The organism is Desulfonatronum thiodismutans, from assembly GCF_000717475.1.
Lineage (GTDB): Bacteria > Desulfobacterota > Desulfovibrionia > Desulfovibrionales > Desulfonatronaceae > Desulfonatronum > Desulfonatronum thiodismutans.
Window position 1 is genome coordinate 12,951 of the sequence record NZ_JPIK01000027.1, and the last position, 22,461, is coordinate 35,411.

18 protein-coding genes and 1 tRNA gene are annotated in these 22,461 nt (G+C 59.0%); 8 read left to right on the plus strand and 11 right to left on the minus strand.

Translation table 11 applies throughout. The features are described from left to right. Nucleotides 1-13: 13 nt before the first annotated feature. A complete protein-coding gene (locus tag GY33_RS0118135; protein WP_031388683.1) occupies nucleotides 14-226 on the plus strand; it encodes a hypothetical protein in 213 nt (70 codons plus the stop codon). Then, on the plus strand, nucleotides 223-2,109 hold the full coding sequence (locus GY33_RS20125) for a sensor histidine kinase (RefSeq protein ID WP_051822824.1): 1,887 nt from the start codon (nucleotides 223-225) through the stop codon (nucleotides 2,107-2,109). Before GY33_RS0118135 ends, GY33_RS20125 begins: the two co-directional genes overlap by 4 nt. A 123-nt stretch (nucleotides 2,110-2,232) precedes the next feature. Here the strand turns inward: GY33_RS20125 and GY33_RS0118145 are convergent, their stop codons facing one another. From GY33_RS0118145 to GY33_RS0118170, 5 genes are all read right to left on the minus strand, one after another. Further along, nucleotides 2,233-3,096 carry a YitT family protein gene (locus GY33_RS0118145; protein WP_031388685.1) on the minus strand — a complete coding sequence of 288 codons (864 nt, stop codon included), beginning with the start codon at nucleotides 3,094-3,096 and terminating at the stop codon, nucleotides 2,233-2,235. Nucleotides 3,097-3,164: 68 nt separating this feature from the next. Then, a tRNA-Pro gene (locus GY33_RS0118155) sits at nucleotides 3,165-3,241 on the minus strand. Nucleotides 3,242-3,315: 74 nt separating this feature from the next. Then, complete coding sequence (locus GY33_RS0118160; protein ID WP_031388686.1) at nucleotides 3,316-3,822, minus strand: cob(I)yrinic acid a,c-diamide adenosyltransferase; 507 nt, start codon at nucleotides 3,820-3,822, stop codon at nucleotides 3,316-3,318. Then, nucleotides 3,819-4,883 carry an AmmeMemoRadiSam system radical SAM enzyme gene (amrS, locus tag GY33_RS0118165; protein ID WP_031388687.1) on the minus strand — a complete coding sequence of 355 codons (1,065 nt, stop codon included), beginning with the start codon at nucleotides 4,881-4,883 and terminating at the stop codon, nucleotides 3,819-3,821. Before amrS ends, GY33_RS0118160 begins: the two co-directional genes overlap by 4 nt. A 59-nt stretch (nucleotides 4,884-4,942) precedes the next feature. Continuing rightward, nucleotides 4,943-5,311: a hypothetical protein gene (locus tag GY33_RS0118170; RefSeq protein WP_152555255.1), complete on the minus strand. Its 369-nt coding sequence runs from the start codon at nucleotides 5,309-5,311 to the stop codon at nucleotides 4,943-4,945. A gap of 354 nt (nucleotides 5,312-5,665) precedes the next feature. On the opposite strand from GY33_RS0118170, the gene purM reads away from it, so the two are divergent. Next, entirely contained in the window at nucleotides 5,666-6,718 is a 1,053-nt protein-coding gene (gene purM / locus GY33_RS0118180) for a phosphoribosylformylglycinamidine cyclo-ligase (RefSeq protein ID WP_031388690.1), read from the plus strand. Between the two features lie 64 nt (nucleotides 6,719-6,782). Here the strand turns inward: purM and GY33_RS0118185 are convergent, their stop codons facing one another. Continuing rightward, nucleotides 6,783-8,051 (minus strand): radical SAM protein, encoded by a 1,269-nt coding sequence (locus GY33_RS0118185; protein ID WP_031388691.1) that lies wholly within the window; start codon nucleotides 8,049-8,051, stop codon nucleotides 6,783-6,785. A 265-nt stretch (nucleotides 8,052-8,316) separates the two neighbouring features. On the opposite strand from GY33_RS0118185, the gene GY33_RS0118190 reads away from it, so the two are divergent. From GY33_RS0118190 to GY33_RS0118200, 3 genes are all read left to right on the plus strand, one after another. Continuing rightward, nucleotides 8,317-11,514 (plus strand): HAD-IA family hydrolase, encoded by a 3,198-nt coding sequence (locus tag GY33_RS0118190; RefSeq protein WP_051822825.1) that lies wholly within the window; start codon nucleotides 8,317-8,319, stop codon nucleotides 11,512-11,514. After that, the gene (locus GY33_RS0118195) at nucleotides 11,511-12,125 is read left to right on the plus strand and encodes a shikimate kinase (protein WP_051822826.1); all 615 of its coding nucleotides are present in this window, start codon (nucleotides 11,511-11,513) and stop codon (nucleotides 12,123-12,125) included. The genes GY33_RS0118190 and GY33_RS0118195 overlap by 4 nt, the downstream gene beginning before the upstream one ends. Before the next feature lie 216 nt (nucleotides 12,126-12,341). Next, nucleotides 12,342-13,688: a glutamine synthetase family protein gene (locus GY33_RS0118200; RefSeq protein ID WP_031388694.1), complete on the plus strand. Its 1,347-nt coding sequence runs from the start codon at nucleotides 12,342-12,344 to the stop codon at nucleotides 13,686-13,688. A 124-nt stretch (nucleotides 13,689-13,812) separates the two neighbouring features. Here GY33_RS0118200 and GY33_RS0118205 read toward each other — a convergent pair whose 3' ends face one another. After that, entirely contained in the window at nucleotides 13,813-14,253 is a 441-nt protein-coding gene (locus GY33_RS0118205) for a hypothetical protein (RefSeq protein WP_031388695.1), read from the minus strand. A gap of 211 nt (nucleotides 14,254-14,464) precedes the next feature. Here GY33_RS0118205 and GY33_RS0118210 point away from each other — a divergent pair, with 211 nt between their 5' ends. Further along, nucleotides 14,465-16,870 (plus strand): LPS-assembly protein LptD, encoded by a 2,406-nt coding sequence (locus tag GY33_RS0118210; protein WP_031388696.1) that lies wholly within the window; start codon nucleotides 14,465-14,467, stop codon nucleotides 16,868-16,870. Between the two features lie 214 nt (nucleotides 16,871-17,084). Beyond that, entirely contained in the window at nucleotides 17,085-17,582 is a 498-nt protein-coding gene (gene lptE, locus GY33_RS20130; protein ID WP_031388697.1) for an LPS assembly lipoprotein LptE, read from the plus strand. A gap of 87 nt (nucleotides 17,583-17,669) precedes the next feature. Here the strand turns inward: lptE and lptA are convergent, their stop codons facing one another. From lptA to GY33_RS0118235, 4 genes are all read right to left on the minus strand, one after another. After that, nucleotides 17,670-18,179, minus strand: a complete 510-nt coding sequence (gene lptA / locus GY33_RS0118220; protein ID WP_161788505.1) for a lipopolysaccharide transport periplasmic protein LptA — start codon at nucleotides 18,177-18,179, stop codon at nucleotides 17,670-17,672. Nucleotides 18,180-18,369: 190 nt separating this feature from the next. Next, on the minus strand, nucleotides 18,370-19,521 hold the full coding sequence (lpxB, locus tag GY33_RS0118225) for a lipid-A-disaccharide synthase (RefSeq protein WP_031388699.1): 1,152 nt from the start codon (nucleotides 19,519-19,521) through the stop codon (nucleotides 18,370-18,372). 2 nt (nucleotides 19,522-19,523) lie between these two features. Continuing rightward, entirely contained in the window at nucleotides 19,524-20,525 is a 1,002-nt protein-coding gene (locus tag GY33_RS0118230; protein ID WP_051822828.1) for a Gfo/Idh/MocA family protein, read from the minus strand. 37 nt (nucleotides 20,526-20,562) lie between these two features. Continuing rightward, on the minus strand, nucleotides 20,563-22,242 hold the full coding sequence (locus tag GY33_RS0118235; RefSeq protein WP_326923856.1) for a DegT/DnrJ/EryC1/StrS family aminotransferase: 1,680 nt from the start codon (nucleotides 22,240-22,242) through the stop codon (nucleotides 20,563-20,565). Nucleotides 22,243-22,461: the final 219 nt, after the last annotated feature.

A 22,461-nucleotide genomic window follows, 5' to 3' on the forward strand; every position in this document is an offset into this window, starting at 1 on the left:
CAAGAGATCGGGCTTGGCCGTCGCCAAACAACTTGCCGAGTCCATGAAAAGACATACCTATATTGCCGGCGTCACTGGCAAAGGCGCGAAGGCATATGCGAACCTTTCACTCATGCTGCTTATTGAGACGGGTAACCCGGAGGCAGTACTCCGACCTGAACGCGATTATTTTTGTGGAGACGACTCCATCCAAACGTCAACTGATCCTGTTTTGGAGGAACCATGAGCACAACCGACAACCTTGCTCGAAAAAAAAATAAACTCAGAAAACAGGCCGAAGCTCGAATGGCCGAAGCCTCCGGGCCTGTCGAGAGCCTCTCTCCGGATCAGATGAAGAACCTGATTCATGAGTATCAGGTCCATCAAATCGAGTTGGAGTTGCAGAACGAGGAACTGCGGGCCACCCAACAACGGTTGGGACAGATCAAGAATCGATACGCGGAACTGTTCAATAATGCCCCGGTCGGCTACCTGATAGTCGATGCCAAGGGCGTCATCACAAAGGCCAATGAAACCTTTGCCCGCATGATTGGCGGGGAAGGCCACGATTTTGCCGACAGGCTTCTGACGGAACTGGTCGTCCACGGGGACCGACCGGCTTTGCTTGGTCGTTTCAAGGCCTTTTTCAAAAATCCGAAGGGAAAGCAGCTGGATTTCAGATTACAGGGAATATCCGACGAATTCTCGGTCAGGTGCGTCGGTCGGCGCGAAGTTTTGTCGGATAGCCGTCCGACCCCGGACGAACATCGACACTTGCTGCTCGCCGTCAGCGACGTCAGTGCTCAAGTCCGCGTCGAACGCAGGCAGCGCCTCTTGGCCAAGACACTTGAAATCCTGAACCATTCGGTAGAATTTCCCAATGCCGTCAACCAGATACTCGACAACGTTCTGCAGGAAACCGGGGTTGACGCCGTGGGCATCCGTCTCCGCAAGGGAGATGATTACCCGTATTATGTCCACATCGGCTTTTCCAGTGACTTTTTGCGGACCGAGAACAGCTTGCTGGTCCGTGACGCCCAGGGGAAGGTATGCCGCGACGCCGATGGACGACCTTCCCTGGAATGCACTTGCGGCCTGGTCCTGGGAGGCCGAACCGATACATCAAATCCGCTTTTCACGCCCAATGGCAGTTGGTGGACCAACGACGCCCAGCAACTGCTGGACCTGCCGACAAGCCAGGATACCAGGACACACCCCAGAAACACGTGCCTCCACCACGGGTACCAGTCCATGGCGCTCATTCCGGTACGGGCAAATCAGGAAATCATCGGCCTGCTCCAACTCAATGACCGGCGCAAGGGATTTCTCGATTTGGATTTGATCCAGTTCCTGGAGAAATTCAGCGACAGCATCGGCGTGGCCCTGATACGCGTCCAGAATGAGGACGAGGTCCGCCGGTACAGCTCCGAACTCAAGGCCCTCCTTGCTGAAAAAGACAAGTTTTTCTCCATCATTGCCCATGACCTCAAATCCCCGTTGTCAGGCTTGCTGGCCTTGTCGAGAATGTTCGCTGAAGAGGCTGAGCATATGACCATGAAGGAGTTGCAGGAGGTCGCCTCGACGATGTGCAAAAGTACCGAGCGCTTACATGCCCTGTTGGAAAACCTGCTGCACTGGTCCCTCGTCCAGCAAGGCCTGATGAGCTTCTCCCCAAAGCCGCTCAACCTTCATGAACTGGTCAGCGGCAGCATCGAATCCCTGCGCTCCGTGGCCGAATTGAAACGGATCACCATCCAAAACACCATTCCAGAAAAACTGGAAATCATGGCCGATCAGTCCATGATCACCACGGTTGTCCGCAATTTTGTCTCCAACGCGCTCAAATATTCAAGCAGCGGAGGGTCCGTGACCATCTCCGGTTTTCAGAATGGCGACATGGTCGAGGTTGCCGTGCGGGACACCGGTACCGGCTTGGACCAGCAAACCCAGGCACATCTCTTTGTCCTTGACCGAAAAACAACCCGCCCCGGCACCCAAGGCGAACACGGCACCGGCTTGGGGCTGATCCTGTGCAAGGAATTCATCGAAAAACACGGCGGTGAAATCCGTGTGGAAAGTGAGGTCGGGCAAGGGACGGTCTTTTACTTCACCCTTCCCGCGGGCGAATGACGGAAGGGCCGCCCCTCGCTCCCCCCTCGACGCAGCAAGGTTGGACACCACTCATCCCAGCAACGCTTCCAGCAGTCGCCGTTGGTGGAATTACGGCGTGTTGGCGGGGCCATCCCGTCGCTGTTAATAGATCTTGCGCTTGGCGAAACTGGAGCCCAGCACGTTGAACGTATTCTCCACAACGAAAATGGCGTGCTCATCCTTGGAAAAAACAAGCTCTTCCAGGCGCTTTAAGACGATATTGTTGGTGATGGCCATGATGATGTCCTTGTCTTTCCGGGAGTAGGCCCCGTGTCCGCGGATGAACGTCGCGCCCATCTTCAGGTGGTTGATCATTTCGTCGGCGATCTCCTGGCTGCGGTCGGAGATGATCAGCACGAGCTTGCGCTGGTTGAACAACCCCAGGGTGGATTCCAGGACCACGGAGGTGATGAACACAAGGATCAGGGAGGCGATGATCAGGTCGATGTCCAACACCAACAGGCTGACGCTGAACAAGGCAAAGTTGAAGATGAAGTAGGTTTTTCCGATACCGATATTGTATTTCTGGTTCAACAACACCGCCACCACGTCCAGCCCTCCGTTGGATCCCAGGGAGCGCAGCACGATCCCCGCCCCGAAACCAATGATCCCGCCGGCGGCAATGGCCGCGTAGAGCTGCTCCTGAATGCCGAAGTCCAGGTCGATCAGCTCGTAGGTCAGGGTGGCCACGACCATGGCATACAGACTGTAGAAAAAGAAGCGCCGACTGACATTGACCCAGCCCACGACGAACAACGGAATGTTCAACAGAAAATACAGAATGCCGGCGGACACCACCGGAAACGCATAAAAGATCAGCAGCCCGACACCGAACACTCCGCCGGGAACAAAGGCGTGATGCACCACGATGCCCTTCATCGCGGCGGAAATGATCACCGATCCAGCGGTGATCAACAAAAGGTTCCACCAGATCGTGTACGTAAAACTCTCAACCCGCTTCGTCATCCTCGGCCTCCAAAGAAAAAAGGAAAAGGGTTGCGATGATCATCCATCGCAACCCTTCGTTGTTCCACTGGTCGGGGCGAGACGATTTGAACGTCCGACCCCCTGCTCCCAAGGCAGGTGCGCTGCCAAGCTGCGCTACGCCCCGATTTCAGAACAACTAGTCGAATCAACGAAATATGGCAAGCCCGCGGCGGACTTGCCCGACCACGACCCGAGACGTCAAAAATCAATCCCTTTGAGCGCCCCCTGCCCTTGGTTGAAAGGGTGTTTAACCGGGAGCATTTCCGTGATCAGATCCGCCTGTTGCCCCAGCCATTCCGGGAGACCGCGCCCGGTCAGGACCAGGTGCACGTTTCGCTTTTGAGCCCTGTCCAGCAGGGCTTGCAGTTCTTCCTGCTCCAGCACTCCCGCACCCAAGGCGTACAGGACCTCGTCCAACACCAGGACATGGACGTCGGTCGCGACCTTGGACGAGGCCCAAACCAGGGTACTCAGGGCCGCCTCCCTGTGCCTGGTCCGGTCCTGGTTGTCCCGAAAAAAACCCAGGCCGCCGACGAGGAAGTCGTCACCGAGATGGGACGCCAAAAACCGTTGCTCCCCGGCAACGTCGTCCCGTTTCATGAACTGCGCGCAGGCCACGCGCAGACCGTGTCCCAGAGCCCGGAGGATCTGTCCCAAGGCAGCGGAGGTCTTGCCCTTGCCGTCTCCAGTGTACACCACGATCACGTTGTCGCCTCCAACGGTATGATTTTCATGCCTTGTCCTTCCACGGGAGCGCCGCAGGCACGGCACGCTCCGTCGTCCATCCCAATGTTTCGCACGTGGAATCCTTGTCGAAGAAGCAACGGCGTCCCGCACCCGGAACATTCAGTCGCCTCCCCGGCAACCCCGGTGATATTCCCGACGTAGACATGCGACAACCCGGCCTCCTTGCCGATCTCCCATGCTTTCTTGAGGGATTGCGGCGGTGTCGGCGGGCGGTCGAGCATGGCGTAGTCCGGATGAAAACGGGACAGATGCCAGGGCGTTTGGGGCCCCAACTCCCGGCAAATGAAGTCGGCCATAGCCCGCAATTCACCGGGGTCGTCGTTCAGTCCCGGAATGAGCAATGTGGTGACTTCCAGCCACCAGCCCAACCCGCGGATGGTTTTCAGATTGTCCAGGACGGGCTGCAGTCTGGCCCCGCAGATGTCCTTGTAAAATCCCTCGGAGAACGCCTTCAAATCGATGTTCGCGGCGTCGATCAACGGCCCCCAGGACTCCAGGCATTCCCTGCTTTGAAACCCGTTGGACACGATGATGTTCCCCAGACCCCGTTCCCTGGCCCGAGTGGCCACGTCTTCCACCAGTTCGAAAAAAATCGTGGGTTCGGAATAGGTGTAGGAAATACTGGCGGCCTTGGAACGCAGGGCCAAGTCCACCACGGCTTGCGCCCGAACCCGCTCTCCCCGCACGGCCTCGCCCCGGCGCGGCGGCTGGGACAAGCTGGAATTCTGGCAAAAGGAGCAGGATAGATTGCAGCCCATGGTTCCCAGGGAGAGGGTTTTGGTGCCGGGGAAATAGTGATACAGCGGCTTTTTCTCCACCGGGTCGAGGTTCAGGGCGGCCACCGTGTCCCGAACCAGGGTATACAGCCGCCCCCGCCGATTGACCCGCACCCCGCATCGCCCCCGCTCATTCTCGGCGATAACGCAGAAGTGGGCGCAGAGTCGGCACTGGACCTTTTCATCCTTCAGCGGCTTCCAAAGGCGGGCCTCATCCGTTGAAAAACTCAGGGACGTACTCATATCGCCACCTCCTCGATGGGATCAGATCCGGAAAGGGTTCCAATTCGGGCCTATCGCCTTCAATCCCGCTTTCCGGGCGCTGTTTGCTCCCTGGGCATGCGACCGTGAGGCACGCGCGGGTCCGGCTTGGTCATATCCGGCCTGGTCATGCCAGGCTTGGTGTTTCCAGGCCAGGTTATTTCCGGAGTGATCAGCAACGGGCCGAAGAGCACTTCGCTTTCCTGCCTTTCCTCCGGGGGCGGGACCACATGGATCACCCTGTCGCCCGAGTCGTCGTCAGGGCCGAGATTTCTGTCCATATACATCCGGGTTCCCGGCTTTGTTTCCCCGGACGGGCCGACGCGGATCACGGAATCACCTGAGCGCTCATCCGTGCCGATATACGCTCCCCCGGCCGCTTGGGCCAGGACATGCGATGTCCGTGACACCTCGACGGTCAAGAAATACGCGAATACGAACACGACAAACCCAAGCCCCAATATCCTTATCCGTCGGCAATGCATCCCGTACCTCCTTATCCTAACTCAACACCAATCAGTATCGAAATCGCAATCGTGATCGAAATCGAACGCCATGCCCAAGAAGGTGAAGTAATCACAGGAATATACACCAAATTTTCCAAATCTAATTCCGATTTCGATTCGATACCGATCCAGGTAGCGGGTGAGGATCGAGATCAAATCCGCCCTGGACGAACCGGGCATTTTCCTTGAACAATAATCGCGGGAGTGGTAGGTTGCCCGAATCGTTCGTCATCACCTTCTCAAGGAGCAACCGTCATCATGATGCCTCATCGCTCTCAGGCCTATCAACATGCCGGCGTTGACATCCAGGCAGGCAATAGGCTTGTCGATCGGATCAAGAAAGCCATTTCCACCACCCACACCAAGGGTGTCATTTCGGATATCGGAGGGTTCGGAGGCCTGTTCAAGCCGGACATGAACCAGTTCAACGAGCCCGTGCTGGTCGCGGCCACGGACGGTGTGGGAACCAAGCTGAAGCTGGCCTTCGCCTTTCAGCGCCACGACACCATAGGTATCGATCTGGTGGCCATGAATGTCAACGATATCCTCGTTCAGGGCGCCAAGCCCCTATTCTTCCTGGATTATTTTGCCACGGGCAAGTTGGACCTGGACCAGGCCGAGCAGGTCGTGACCGGCATCGCCGCCGGCTGCAAGGAGGCCGGATGCGCCCTGCTTGGCGGAGAAACCGCCGAGATGCCTGACTTTTATTCTCCTGGAGAGTATGATCTGGCCGGATTTTGCGTCGGCATCGTCGAAGACACCAAGATCATCGATGGCTCACGTTCCAGCCCCGGAGACCAACTTATCGGGTTGGCCTCCTCGGGATTCCACGCCAACGGCTACTCCCTGGTGCGCAAGGTGCTTGCCGAATCCAGGCTGCAAGGCCAAGACACCTTCCCCGGAACCCAGAACTCCGTAGCCGACGTCCTGCTCAGCCCCACCAAGATCTACGTCAAGCCGGTGCTGAACCTGTTGCGCGACCTGCCCATCAAGGGCATGGTCCATATCACCGGCGGCGGCTTTTACGACAACATTCCCCGGATCATCCCCAACCAGTTGCTGGCCTCGATCCAGTTCGGCTCCTGGCCCGTGCCCCAGGATTTTCTGTGGGTCAAACAGGCCGGCCGTCTTTCCTGGGAAGAAATGCACCAAATCTTCAACGTCGGCATCGGCTTCCTGCTCGTAGTGGACAAACAACACGCCGAAGAGATCATTTCCCGGCTCAACGCCCAGAACCAGGATGCCTTCCTGATCGGCGAACTCCAAGAGCGCAAGGGCAGGGACGAAGAGCAGGTGCGAATCGTCTTCTGATCCACGCCGACGAGGCGGCAAGTTGATACAGTCCGATTCCGCGGGCTGTTCAAAAGCCTGGCCCTCACCCTAAATACGGATTGAAGTAGCCGAAGCGAATCCACGGTGCCTGGCGTCGCAGTTCCCGGAGCATCCCGCGCAAGCCCATTCCAGTTTCCCGCTCGTCACTCGCGTCCTGATACAGTCCCAAGTAAACTTCCGGATCGAGATTCATATTCCGGAGTTGGATGAAATCCACCCGTTCGGCCCTGACCAGTTCGGTCAAAGCCGTGACGTCCTCGGATCTATCGCTGATTCCGGGAAAAAACAGGTAATTCAGGGACACGAACAGCCCACCTTGCTTGGCCTTGCGGATGCTTTCCCGCACGTCACCAAAGGTGTAGCCCTGGGGACGATGGTATCGCGCATACACCGCCTCCCGGGCGCTGTTCAGGCTGACCCGGATCGAGGACATCCCGGCCCGGGCCAGCTCCGGAATCGTCTCCGGCAGGCCGGCGTTGGTGTTCACGTTCACGGTCCCTTGGCCTCCGGACGCCCGAAAATCATGCACCGCCCGGGCGATCAGCTCCGCCTCGGTCAATGGCTCGCCCTCGCACCCCTGCCCAAAGGAAAAGATGGCCCGGGGTTCACGCCTCCCATGATGATCCATGATTTCCACGACTTCCCCGACCGAAGGCTGAAACCGGATCCGATTCTGGGTCGAGGGAAAACCCGAGTCAGGCGGTTGCAGGGACAGACAGCCCACGCAGCGGGCGTTGCAGGAACGCGACGTGGGCAGGGGCGCTTCATATCGACCCAGGGCCAAATTTCGAGCCGCCGGGCAGGACGAGACCAGGGCACAGTCGGCCAGGTGCCGAACCAGCCGATTTCCGGGAAACGTCTTCAGCCATTGCCTGGCCCCGGCCTGAATTCGCTTCGGAGAGACACCTTCGAATTGCTGTCGCGGATCTTCATCCACCTGGGTCGCGCAGACCCAAAACCGGCCCCGGGCATACCCCACCGCACCGTAGGCGAACAGCGGCAGAACCGGTGCGCCGGGATCCGTCTCATAGGCGCAAACCGCGCTCAACGTATGCCCCGGGCTAACGAAGGCCGCCACCGCGGTCCGATCACCGGCCTCAATTCCCCCTCTGTCCGAGTCCCAGCCCAGGGCACGCCGACCTGGAAGCAAAAACAACTCACATTCCTTGGGCAACGGGATCAGTTCCTCGGGCTCCGGACGACGAAACTCCCAGCCACTCCGACACACCATGCCCAACGAAGGATGATCGTAGATCCGTCCGCGCCGGTCCGCGAAGACCATGCGGGGGTTGACGTCGGTGCGCTTGTCCATGTCCCGGCCTCTCTCCATCGTTTTTTTCTCCGCTCCGACGGATAGGTCATCATTCACTCCTTGGCAATCCGTCATGAGACGTGTCGCGCCCCTCAATCCAAGGCAAAATCGCCCTGGAAATCGCCCCGAAGAGGTTGACCTGCTCCGCTTCGTTGCTCAGAATGGCTTCCCGGAATCGTTACGCGACGCGTTTTCATCGCCCTTGCGCCCCGCATCTTCGAGACCACTGCAACCAATGCAACCTTTTTGCCTTTCGGGAGGAATCATGACCGGAACACAACCCAAGGCGGCCATTTTCGATCTGGGCGGCGTTTTGACCAGCACCGACCATCTGCACGCCAAAGCTTGGGAGCAGATCCTCAATCCGTTCCTGGAAAACGTAGCCGAAAAGGAAGGCAGCCCGTTCCGACCCTTTGATCCGCAAGGCGACTACCGCAACCACCTGGAACGCCGCCCGGGCTTTGAAGGCGCGCTGAGCTTTTTCAAATCCCGAAATATCGAACCGCCTTACGGTCGGCCGGACGACTCGGCCGACGCCCAGACCATCCACGGCTTGTGTCGCCGCAAAAACGACCTTTTCCTGGAAATGCTGAACACCCATGGCCCGAAAATCATAGATTCCTCGGTCGAACTTCTCAAAGCACTCAAGAATGACGGTTTTCAAATCGGAATCACCTCTTCCAGCCTGAACTGCGACTGTATTCTGAAGCTTGCCGGACTGGAAGGCCTGTACGACGTACGCATGGACGACGAGATGGCTCGGGAGCAAGGCCTCCGGGAAAAACCCCATCCGGACATGCTCCTGGCCGCGACCAAGGCCATGGGCCGGTACCCCGGAGAATGCCTGGTGGTGGACGATGCCTTGGCCGGAGTCCAGGCGGGCCGAGCCGGAAATTTCGGTATGGTCGTCGGCTTGGCCCGCAACGGCGAAGGCGAGATGCTGCGTCAGTTCGGCGCGGACATGGTCCTGGGCGACTTGTCGGAAACATGCCCCGAGGACATCCTGGCCTGGTTCGAGCGCGAGCTGCCCCAGGACGGCTGGAAACTCGACTATGTCGGCCTGGATCGTGGTGACGAGAAGTTACGCGAAACCCTGACTACCGTGGGCAACGGGTACATCGGCACGCGAGGGTGTTTCGAAGGCGAGAGGGCCTCCTTCTATCACTACCCGGGAACCTACATGGCGGGCATCTTCAACCGCGTTCCGAGCATGGTCCACGACAAGGAAATCTTTAACAACGATTTCGTGAACTGCCCGAACTGGCTGCCCGTGGAATTCAAGATCGGCAACGGCAAATTCCTGAGCCCGCTGCAAATGGAGCTGCTCAGCTACAAGCAGGAGTTGGACCTGCGCCGCGGCGTGCTGCAACGGACCATGATCTGCCGGGACGTCCACGGCTTGATCACCCGGATCCGCTCCGAACGTCTGGCCAGCATGGCCGAGGCACACCTCTGCGCGTTGCGCTTTGAGCTGACGCCCATCAACTACTCCGCGCCCATCACCATGCGGGTCAGCCTGGACGGCAACGTGGAAAACGCCAACGTACCCCGCTACTCCCAACTGACCTCCAAGCACCTGGAACTGATGCACTCCGGGCGAACTTCCAGCGGGGTCTGCCTGCGGGTCAAGACCACCGGCTCCGGCTACCAGATCCACATGGAGGCCCAGAACCGCCTGCTGGAGGAAAACAAACTCCTGTCCCCGGAACGCAAGGTTTTCAAGAACGACGCGGAAATCGGAGAGGAACTGCGCTTCCATGCCCACGAGAACCGGACCTATGCTCTGGAAAAGATCGTCGCGGTGTACAGTTCCCTGGACGGGGTCCAGGACCTGGGCAGCGCGGCTGCCAACCTGGCTGGAAAACAGGCTTCCTATGCCAAGGTTCTCAGCGCCCACGAACGGGCCTGGGCCGCGCTGTGGGACAAGGCGGACATCCGCATCCAGGGCGACCGCTTCATCCAGCGCACCACCCGTCTGCATATCTACCACCTCCTGACCACGGCCTCGCCGCACAACCGCCGCCTCTACACCGGAATGCCCGCCCGGGGGCTGCACGGCGAGGCCTACCGGGGTCATATTTTTTGGGATGAGATCTACATCCTGCCGTTCTTCGACCTCCACTTTCCGGAAATCTCCCGCTCTCTGCTGCTCTACCGCTACCACCGCCTGGACGGGGCCCGGAAGTACGCCGGCCAGTACGGCTACAAAGGAGCCATGTACCCTTGGCAGACCGCGGACGGTGGGGACGAGGAAACCCAGGAAATCCACTACAACCCCGCCGGCAAGACCTGGGACCCGGATCTCAGCCGCCGCCAGCGCCATGTTTCCATCGCCATCTTCGCCAATGTCTGGCGCTACGTGAACTGGTCCAAGGACGAGCGGTTCCTGCGTGACTACGGCGCGGAAATGCTTCTGGAAATCGCCCGGTTCTGGGCGGACATCGCTCGGTTCGATCCCGAGACGGGCCGCTACCACATCGAGGGGGTAATGGGACCGGACGAGTTCCATGAAAAGCTGCCCGGCTCCGAAGAACCCGGCATCAAGGACAACGCCTACACCAACGTCATGGTGGTCTGGCTCCTGGAACGGGCCCTGGAACTGGTGGAACGCCTGCCCGCCGCGACCATGAAAAAGCTGCGCGACCAGATCGGCTTCGACCCTTCGGAAACGGAAAAGTGGCGGGACATGATCCACAAGCTGAACGTGCTGCTGTCTCCTGAAGGCATCATCCACCAATTCGACGGGTATATGGATTTGAAAGAGCTGGACTGGGACGCCTACCGCCGCCGCTACTACGACATCCATCGCATGGATCGCATCCTCAAGGCCGAGGGGGACAGTCCGGACCACTACAAACTGGCCAAGCAGGCCGACGTGCTGATGATGTACTACCTGCTGGACCCCGACGAGGTGGCACACATTCTGCGCGAACTGGGGCACGAGATCGACGACCCCTTGGAACTGCTCCAGAAAAATTACGATTTCTACGAGCCGCGCACCAGCCACGGCTCCACCTTGAGCAAAGTGGTCCACGCCGTGGTTTCCTACTTCATCCACTCCGACGCCGGAACGTGGCGTTGGTTCGTGGAGGCCATGAAAAGCGACGTCTACGACACCCAGGGCGGAACCACCAAGGAGGGCATCCATACCGGAGTAATGGCCGCCACCCTGGACATCATCCTGCGTTGCTTCGCCGGGCTGCAACTCACCGGAGAACACCCCGTAATCCAGCCCCGGCTGCCTGAACACTGGCAAAAGCTGTCCTTCCGCTTCCAACTCCAGCGGACCTGGTACGATGTGGAACTGGAGCACGGTCGAGCAAGGTTGTCCATCACCGGCCGCGAGGGCGAGGAGCGGACCATCGGCCTGGACGATAAGACCTTCCACCTACTGCCGGGCCGATGCACCGAAGCCGATTTTCCGGACGATCCCATGCCCATGGATTGGAGGATCGAAGTATGAGTAGATTCATTCAGAACACAATTCAGGTGGGCGATCCTGAACTCAGGATGGTCCACGACAAAGGGGCGCGAAAAAAAGCCGTCTTTGATCCGCAAGCCACCAATATTTTCCTGGTCGGGCTCCGGGCCAGCGGCAAGTCCACCCTGGGTAAACCCCTGGCTCAGCGCCTGGATATGCGCTTCGTGGACACCGACGTTCTGGTTCTGGACAAGGCCGGGCGGAGCATCGCCGACATCGTGGCCGCGAACGGCTGGGACGCCTTCCGCGGCCTGGAGTCCGAGGTCCTGCGGGAGGTCTGCGCCCGACGCGGCCAGGTCGTAGCCACCGGAGGCGGCATGATCCTGGCTGCGGAAAATCAGAAGCTGATCCAGCAATCCGGAACGACCTTTTTTCTGATGGCCGACATATCCACCCTGCTCGGACGATTGAACGCGGCCCCAGACACGGACCACCGCCCGCCCCTCACGAACCTGACTCCGGAGCAGGAACTGATCCAAAGCAATATCCAACGCGGCCCGATTTACATGAATTTGGCCGACCATATCCTGCACACCGAGGACAGTCTTGAGCACACCTTGCGAGACGCGCTTGACAAGCTGGACGTCCGGTGAAACCTAACTTGAGAAGAGATCGGATGTCGATTTTGACAAAAATGCAAACTTTCTCCGCCACGCAGCCGCGGAGTATACATTTTTGAAGAGTATTTCTCGAGCCAACATGAAAGAACATCCTTCACGCTCCTTGTTTCCATGACTTTTTCCATCATGGCCCTGAACTTGAATACCCCTATCATCATTGCACAAATTTAACATTCGGAGGATTTCCGCATGACCGACTCACCCGTATTCAACTGCAAAAACGCCGACGACGTGATGAAGGCGGTACGCGACTACAATGTCAGCTTCGTTCAATTCTGGTTCGTGGACGTCATCGGAACGCTGAAGAGCTTTCAGATCACCATCAGTGAATTGGAAAACGCTTTTGAAGAAGGCATGGGCTTCGACGGATCCTCCATTCTCGGCTTCGCCCGGATCCACGAAAGCGACATGGTCGCCATTCCGGACCCGACCACCTTTCAGATGGTGCCCTGGCGGCCCATGGACCGTCCGGTGGCTCGGATGTTCTGCGACATCAAGAACCCCGACGGAACACCCTACGTCGCGGACAGCCGATACGTTCTCAAGCGCATCCTGAGCAAAGCCGCGGAAAAGGGCTACACGTTCTACGTCGGCCCGGAACTTGAATTCTTCCTGTTCGACTCCGCCCACGAACCGATCATCATCGACCAGGGCGGATACTTTGACGCTCCGCCTCTGGATCTGGGCAACGACGTCCGTCGGGACATCATCTTCGCCCTGAACCGCATGGGCATCACCGTGGAGTACAGCCATCACGAGGTGGCCCCCAGCCAGCACGAGATCGACCTGCGCTATGCCGAGGCCCTGCACATGGCCGACATCGCCGTGACCTACAAGGTCGTGTGCAAGGAGATCGCCCGCAAACACGGCTGTTACTGCTCCTTCATGCCCAAACCCATCTTCGGCCAGAACGGCAGCGGGATGCACACCCACCAGTCCTTGTTCAAGAACGGCAAGAACATCTTTCACGACGCCAACGACAAGCATTTTCTCAGCGCCGAATGCAAAAGCTACATCGCCGGCCTGCTCAAACACGCCCCGGAGTTCTGCGCCGTCACCAACCAATGGGTGAATTCCTACAAGCGGCTGGTTCCCGGCTACGAAGCCCCGGTCTACCTGGCCTGGGCCCGCCGCAACCGCTCTTCCCTGGTCCGGGTGCCGCTGTACAAACCCGGCAAAGAGGTCGCCACCCGCGTGGAACTGCGCTCCCCGGACCCGGCCTGCAACCCCTACCTGGCCTTCGCCGTGATGCTCGCCGCCGGGCTCAAGGGCATGGAAGAAAACTACAAACTGCCGGACCCAGTGGAAGAGGACATCTTTGAAATGTCCGCCAAAGAGCGCTCCCAGCACCATATCGACGCTTTGCCGGGCAGCCTCGGCGAAGCCGTGGCCGTGCTGGAGCAAAGCTCTCTGCTCAAGGAAGCCCTGGGCGAGCATATCTTTTCCAAGTTCATCGAAAACAAGAAAAAGGAATGGGACGACTACCGTATCCAGGTGTCCCAGTACGAGATCGACCGTTACCTGCCCCTGCTGTAGATCGAACGGACCGTCTTTTGCCGACTGGTCAATTCGATCAAGCCGGAAAACAAGAACGCCCCGGTTCCTTGGAAGGAACCGGGGCGTTCTCGTTTTTAGCGGAACCTGTAAGATCCGATATCAATCAGCGGGAAAACTCTACCTGGGATGGTACCGAACCCAACCCGCGATGGACATTCATCCCAAGCAGTCGCCATCGGTACGAGGCATCCGGGTCCCATTCACAAAACATAATCCGGATCACTCCATTCTGGCGTTTGAACTCGCTGGATCCGTCGCCCAGGAGAACCCTCTCAGTTGCCTTAAAGGGGCAGTCCGGGCAGTCCTCCGCGGCGTCCATGCGCATCCATTCCAAATAGACGAATCCGAGCTTGTTGGCGGCCCCATGCACCAAGGCTCTGGCGTCCAGACACGCTCCCTGGCGCTGGTGCTGGATTTGCCCCCAGGAAAAACGGTCTTCGTCCAGTCGCGGCTCGGGCCAGCCTTTCTTGCCGCATCCCGCGCTGAGCGTCAGGAGACTCATCGCCACGAAACAGATCAGGTACCATCGTCCAAATTTCAACATGCTCACCTTTAAAACCTCCACGGCTTCAAAACATCGACGAGACTTGCGGCCAAATCGCGCAATCGTACTGGAAACGCCCCCCAAGGTCCATGGACGCTTCTCTAATCCATGTCCCAACTGGAAACAAGACATTCTTTACTCAAATCCTGAAACGGATTAAGGGAATGCAGCTTTGTCATCATCCTGCTTCCGCCAAGGAGTCTTTTTTCCCATGACGAACTCTTTCCCCTTTCCTCGCCGACCCGTCGCGCTCCCCCGAACCGTGGCCCTCGGTCTGGCCCTGGCCCTGCTCTGCCTGCTGCTTGCCTGGCCGCGCTCCGGAAACGCCCAGTCCATGTTCCAGCAGGAGCTTTCCGTGAGTTCCGAGCTTCCCTGGACTTTGGAAGCCGATCGGGTCGAGTCTTTGCAAGCCGAACAGATTTTCGAAGCTCAGGGCAATGTACTGATCCGACAAGGCCCGAATCAGATCCAGGCGGACACGGCCCGTTATTTTCGTGAAACCGGCTTCGCTCTTCTCAACGGCAACGTCCGGATCGAATGGGACGGCGACGTCCTCGTAGGCGAGCAGGCGGACTTTGATCTGCTGAACAACGTCGGCTGGGTGACGGACGGAGAAATGTTCCTGGCCCAGGACCACGTGTATATTCGCGGAGAGCTTCTGGAAAAGCGCTGCGATCAAACCTACGCCTTCAGAGGGGCGCATCTCACCACCTGCGACGGACCCGTTCCGGCGTGGTCCATCAAAAGCAGCGAGGGCGAAGTCACCACCGGCGGCTACGCCCAGATGTGGCACCCCCGCTTTCAGGTCAAGGATACACCCGTTCTCTACTCACCGTACATGATTTTTCCGGTCAAGACCGAACGCCAAAGCGGCTTCCTGATCCCCGAGCCGTCCTTCAGTTCCCGCTTGGGAGCCGGTCTCAACCTGCCCTACTACTGGGCCATTGATGAGGAACAGGATGCCACGTTCTACGTCAACATGATGAGCAAACGCGGCGTGATGACCGGCATGGAGTACCGCCATTTCACCAACCTGGACTCTAAGGGCGTCTGGCAGGCCGACTGGTTGCTGGACTCCGAAACCGCCCCCACGGAAGCAGGCGAGGACCCCCAATTTCGCGGTGACGGGCTGAATCGCCCCAATGAGCATCGCTACTGGATTCGTGGCAAATACGACGGCTACCTGGGTGACCCCCAATGGCGGACCAAGCTGGACCTGGACATGGTCTCGGACCAGAACTACCTGCGCGAATTCAAACACGGCTATACCGGTTACACCAGGGTCCATAACAACATGCTCCGCGATTTCGGCCGGGGGATGAGAAATATCGACTCGTTATACCGGAGCAACGCCGTGGAACTCAGCCGCGACTGGAGCCAGGTCGGATTCCGCGGAGCAATGTACTACACCCAGGCCCTCCAGTACTGGACCGACAACAACCCCAGCAACGAGAACCCCACCCTGCAGCGCCTCCCGGAGTTGAACCTGGACTTCTACAAGACCCGCATCGGAGAGACTCCGTTTGAGCTGGAGGCCAAAACCCAAGCGGTCTATTTCTGGCGTGAAAAAGGGACCACCGGTGCCAGGGCCGAAGTATATCCACGCCTCAGCCTGCCCTGGAACACCGGCTTCGGCACCGTGACCCCCAGCGCAGGCTGGCGACAAACCCTGTACGCCATTGACAAACACCAGCAAGTTCGTGGAATTCCGGACAGCGTCGACGAATCCAAGGACTTCAACGAACGCGGAATTCCGGATTTCCGTGTGGATGCCTTCACGTCCCTGTTCAATATTTTTGATTTCGACAAGCAAGACCGGGTCACGCCGACCCTGGACAATGTCGGCAATACGCACTGGACCAGAATGAAGCACACGATCCAGCCCGAACTGACCTACAGGTATATTCCGCACGTGGACCAGGACGAAAACCCGGTTTTCATCGGTGCCGACCGAATTGGAAAGCGTAATCAGCTCTCCTACACCCTGCACAACATCTTCAATCGGCGCATGGACCAGGTCGAGCGACGCGCCGGGACCGAAGATACCCTGCTTACCGAGGACATGCTCCGGGTCAGGACCACCTACCGCAACTTCCTGCGGGTTCGCTTCGATCAGTCCTACGACTTCGAAGAGGCCGACAGGGACGACAACCTCGATACCTACGAGCGACGCCCTTTCTCCGACATCCGAACGGACGTGGTCTTTTCGCCGGGAGAATACATCGATTTGGTCACTCGATCCTGGTATTCGCCCTACATGAACACCATCACCCAGCATGAACACATGCTGCAGGGAAGCTATCCCGGTATGGGCTCAGCCTATTTCGGGTTCGACTTCCGCTCCGAAGTCACCGACGACATCTGGCGCCGGAACCAGCGCAAACGCGAGATCCTCCGCGTCGGCGGCCTGGTCCATCTGCCTCGGGGCTGGTTCGCGCGAGCGGACTTCAAGCGCGACCTGTTGGCCAAGGAGGATCTCGAAAAACTCTTTGGCATCGGCTTCTCCCACCAATGCTACTTTTTGGATTTCCTCTTCTCCCAGACCCAGGACGAAGACCGCTTCGAGCTGCGAATTTCCCTTAAAGGCTTGGAGGACATGCTGGGCCTGGGCTTTTAATCGTCCTCGCAAACTCCGACGCACCACCCTTAACTGAGTGTTGAAGAAGTCCTTATCCACAGTCCGTTCAAAAAACCCAAGAGTGAGGAGCATAAAAAGTTCAAGGTCGAAGCGTATTTATTCATACGCGAGAGTTTGAACTTTTTGTAGCGACGCAGCAATTGGGAGTTTTTCAACGGACTGTTAACCTCCGACAACGCAAAGGACAGCAAGCATGCAACGCACTTTCTCATACCTGACATTCGGCCTCTTCCTCCTTCTGCTGGGTTGCGGCTACCACTTCAGCGCCAGCGCCCCGATCACGCTCCCCAGCGGGGTGGTGAACATTCATATTCAGGAAGTGGACAACCCAACCCTGGAAGCCTGGATCGATCCCTATCTCCGCACAAGATTCCGCGATGAATTCACCCGCCGCGCCCAAGTGAACTGGGTCGACGCGGACCAGGCGCAAGCACACGTCGTCCTGCGAGTCATCGCCTACTCCACGGACACGGAACTCTCCGGAGCTCAGGATCAGACGCTCACCGAGCGCGCCACCGTCATTCTGGAGACCGAGTTTCTCAGCGCGGTGGACGGCTCGCGGATATGGTCCTCCGGCCATATTTCCGACTACGAAACGTTCGAAACCGGAACCAATGAAGTCGCCGCCGGTGAACGGGCTATTGAGAACGCCATCCGCCGCACGGCCGACGCCCTGGGCGCGGACTATTGAAAAATCCCCGATTAAATTGCGAAAAAAAAGGCGGCTCCGGAAGGAGCCGCCTTTTTTTTCGCGAAAACCACCGCTTCAATATGTCGACTACGGGGCGGGCGGCGCCATGAAAATGGCTTGAACCCGCTGGCTCTCACCGCCCTCCACCACTCCGCGATTGTCTTCCAGGTGATACGTGATCACTTTGCCGCTGATGGAGCTTTCGCCGTCCTTGAGCACGGGGTTGCCTTCCATGACCACGACGCCGCGTTTGGTCCAATACGTGGCCTTTTCGCTGGTTCCCACCTGCTTGTCGCGCTCGATGCGCACGGAGCCTTCGGCCAGCAGCTTCTCGATGTCCTGGGAGCCGTCCGGGCCCATGGACATTTGCCCTTGCTCTCCGGAAGATTCCATGAACACCGTCAGCTTGTCGCTCCAAATCTGGAAGTCTTCACGGTCCACATGAACATTGCCTCGAAAAATGACGGTATTGTTTTCCTGAACATAATCCATCTGGTCGGAAAGGATCTTCACCGGAACTTGCCCCTGACCTTGGGCCTGAGCCTGGCCGAGCATGGTGAAACACGCCAAGGCCAGACCGATCGCTATGATTTTCACTGATCGTAACATCTCGCTGTTCTCCTGCATTGAGGTTGAATTGACTGGAACTGCTGGTGCCTTGCAAGGAAGCCCACGTAAAGGCACTGTGAAAAACAGCTACTCTGGAATCATCGCTGATGTAAAGCACCAAGAAATGGTCTTGGCCGCGCAGCCACTCTCTTGCCAATGGCTTGGCCCAAACCGAAAATCAGCCCCCCACCGCAAGATCGCGCAGGATCATCACAGCGGTGCGCCGGGCCGGGGCTTCCGGTGGCCCTTCGGAGGAGCCGGAGGATGAGGTCAGGAGTTCAGGCAACCTCGCCAACTCATGGCGAATACGATCCATCCGTTCCGGATGACCAAGCCATTCCCGAGCCTGCGCCGCAATGATTTCACGCCGGGCCTGATTCTGGATGAACTCCGGAAGCACCGTTCGACGGAGCACGAGATTGGCCAAGCTGATGGCCGGCACCCTGACCAGTCGTACGCCGACCAGGAAGCTAAGCCGGGAGAAGCGATAGGCCACGATGGTCGGCACCTGGAGCAGGGCGCATTCCAGGGTCGCGGTTCCAGAGGTGGCCAGAATCAGGGTGCAGGAACGCATGGCAACATAGCGGTCCTTGGCTTCGATGAAGCACAGGGGAAGCTGATCCGGGCAGTGCTCGCGAATCAGCTCCTCGTCGACGCTGGGCGCCTTGACCACGCAAAACTCAAGTTCCGGGTTCTCCGTGAACAGATCCTGAGCAGCCTGGGCGAAGATCGGCATCATCCGCTGGATTTCCGACTTGCGACTGCCCGGCAGGATGCCGATCCGGTTCGGCTTTGGAGCGATGGAGAGAATATCGGGACGTAACAATTCACCGACCAAGGGATGGCCGACGAACTCCGCGTCCATCCCCCGAGAGCGATAAAACTCCGGTTCAAAGGGCAAGATGCAAAATACCCGCCGCACATGCCGCTTCAGGAACTCGACCCGGCCTTGCCGCCAAGCCCAGACTTGGGGGCTGATGTAGTAGAAGACCGGAATGCCCAGGGAGGACGCCATCCGGGCCACCCGGAAATGAAAGTCCGGCGAATCCACCAGGACCACGGCGTCGGGTCGCCGCGCGGCCAGCTCTTTTCGAATGGTCCGCCACATTCCGAACACCCGGGGCAGATAGGCGAACACCTCGGAGACGCCCATCACCGAGAGCCCCTCCATGCGCAGCCGCAGGTCGACTCCCTGTTCCTCCATGGCCGAACCGCCCATGCCGGAGAGTTGGATTCCTGGATGCAGCTCCCGCAACTCCCAAGCCAATAACCCAGCGTGCAGGTCCCCGGACGGTTCACAGGCGCTCAGCCAAATCCGGGACGCGGCCATGCTCAGAACCCGATGGGCTGGTACGGAACCGGCGCGGTGGCGTTATCCGTGATGCTTTTGCGGATCACCTCGGCCAGTTCCATGGACGCCACCGCCGCCGCCACCGTAGGCACGGAAGCCGGGACGGAGCAGTCCCGGCCCCGGCAGTATCCGGCGAAAGCCAGCAGTTGGCCCAGCAGGGCCTCCTCATGAGGCACGAACACGGCCTCGCGCACCGAGGCCAGGGACAGATCCGCATAGCGCTGAGCAACGGTCTTGCGATGCAGGACCAGCTCCTTCTGCAGCAGGTCCGCTTCCACGTACATTTCCGGACAGGTCACGGCGATCTGACGGATCCGTTTTTCGGTGATCTTGCTGGCCATGACCCGGGAAATGGTCCCGTTGCTGTGGACCAATACGGCGTGCGCCAGGGCGGTCAGGCCGTCCTGGGCGTGCCCGAAGGCCTGAATCCGCTCCACTGGCCCCCGAAGATGCAAGGCCAGGTCCAGGTCGTGAACCATCAGGTCCAGCACAACGTCAACGTCCAGATTGCGGTCCGGAACCTTGTCCGTGCGGGTCAGGTCCATATTGACCACGTCCGTGGAGCGGCCGACGATCTTGACCAACTCCGTAACCACGGGGTTGAAGCGTTCGATGAAGCCCACCTGGATGCGCAGGCCCTTGTCCCGGGCCAGCCTGGCCGCGACCCGGGTGGTCTCCAGACTGTCCGTGAGCGGCTTTTCCACGAATATGTTGGAAACGAACCGACTGGCCAGCTCGATGTATTCCAGGTGCGTGGAGGTCGGCGTGGCCAGGACCACGGCGTCCACCAGGGCCAAATCCCTTTCCAGGTCCTCGGCCGGCCGCGTGCCGTATTCCTCGGCCAGCCGGGATTCCTTGTCCCGGTTGCGGTCGTGAATGAAGACCACCTGCACCGGTTTCATGTAGGACAGCACCCGTAAATGGTTGCAGCCCATCTTGCCGACCCCGATCAGGCCGACCTTGAGTGGTTGGGAATCGTTCATGATGCTCTCAATTTAGCAATGTTTCCGATGTGTTCGATTACCGAGGAGCGATATCGCACAGAATTCTGGCGATCCGTTCTTGGGTCCGATTGGACAAATAGGGATGCATGGGCAGGCTGAAAATGCGCCGCGACGTGGCCTCGCAGACCGGCAGATCGCCCGTCGTGTAGCCCAAAGGCAGAAAAACACGTTGCAGATGCAGCGGGATGGGATAGTAGATCACGCTGGGAATCCCGGCATCGGCCAGGGCTTGACGGCAGGCGTCCCGGTGGGCCTCGTCCCGTGCCAGCAGGGAATACTGGGCCCAGGCCGAACCGAACCCTTCGGGAATGAACGGAGGGATCAGGGCGCAGGGCTCCAGAAGCCGGGAATAGTTGGCGGCCAGGGCTTCGCGTCGCTCCAGCTCCAGGGGAAAGACGTCCATCTTGGCAAGCAATACGGCGGCTTGCAGGCTGTCCAGGCGGGCATTGGTGCCCAGCCGGGCATGTTCATAGCGCGATGTCCCCTGACCGTGGACCCGGATGGACCGCATCCGCTCGGCCAGATCCGCGTCGTCGGTGAAGCAGGCTCCGCCTTCGCCATATCCGCCCAGAGGCTTGGCCGGAAAAAACGAGGTGCAGCCGATGTCGCCCAGGGCGCAGGCCCGTCGACCATGCTCCATCCCGCCGAAGGACTGGGCCGCGTCCTCGATGACCCGCAAGCCGTGCTTGGCCGCGACCTCGCGAATGCGGGCGTGGTCCGCGGGCAGGCCGAACAGGTCCACGGTGATCACGGCTCGGGGCGTCAGCCCTTGGGTCTGGCCCCGGGTCTGATTGGGCAACGACGCTCCGCCCTGTCCGGAAACAAGAGTTGTCACGGCTGCGTCCAGCTTCTCCGGGTCCAGATTGAAGGTCCGGGGATCAATGTCCACGAAGATCGGCGTGGCGCCGCGCAGGCAGATCACCTCGGCCGTGGCGATGAAGCTGAACGGCGTGGTGAAGACCGCGTCTCCGGGTCCGATGTCGTAGGCCATCAAGGCCAGGGCCAGGGCTTCGGTGCCCGAGGAGCAGGAGATCACATGTCGCGTTTCCGTGTAGTCGGCCAGACGCTGCTCCAACTCCTCTACTTCCGGCCCGAGAATGAACTTGCAGCTCTTCACAACCTGGAAGATATTCGCTTCCAGCACCGGATAAATGCTCATCTGTTGGGCCTTCAAATCTACAAAAGGCACAGGGGAAGCACCGTTTTCGGAAGACTCGGATTCCAGTTCCTCGGCAACCAAGCGCACACAGGCTTCCGGGGTAAGCCGTCGGACCGGCGACTCTTCGGCCAGACGCGAGACAAGCACGAAGCTGCCAAGATATTCTTCAGCGGAGAGAAGGGTCAGGTCCAGCAACGGGTCCCTGGTTTCCTGGTGTAAAACCTGCAATAACTGCACGCCCGGAGCGGGCAGCAGGCGAGCGGTCTCCAACAGTGTGGCTGCTCGACCCGCCAACTCCGAGGCGGACTCCTTTCCCTCCGCTACAAAGACGCCTTCCAGGGCAACCTCTCGTCGCCTTCGGGTCAGGCGATCGGACAGCGTGTGCGGATGAACCCACAGCCCGAGTGTCTCGTCCCTGGCCATGGCCAGCAGGGAAGCCATGGCCGTACGATCCCGATCTTCGCCCGGAACGGAGTCCGACACCGCGATTTCCAGCGCCAAGGCCAGAGCATCGCTATCTAAAACAAACTGATGCATGGTGATTGTACCTCGAAATGAAATAGGGCAGGCAAAAAAGGGGAAATTTAGGTTGTTGCCCCACGGATGTCAAAAGGTTCCTTCACATGCCTCACGCCTCCTTTCCTTCTCCACTTCCAGTTGACCATCCGCCCCGGCTTCTTTACATTTTTTATCGTGTTGCGGAGAAAACCCCGGCACGCCTCCCTCCCCGCTTCAACGGGTCATCGTTCATCATCA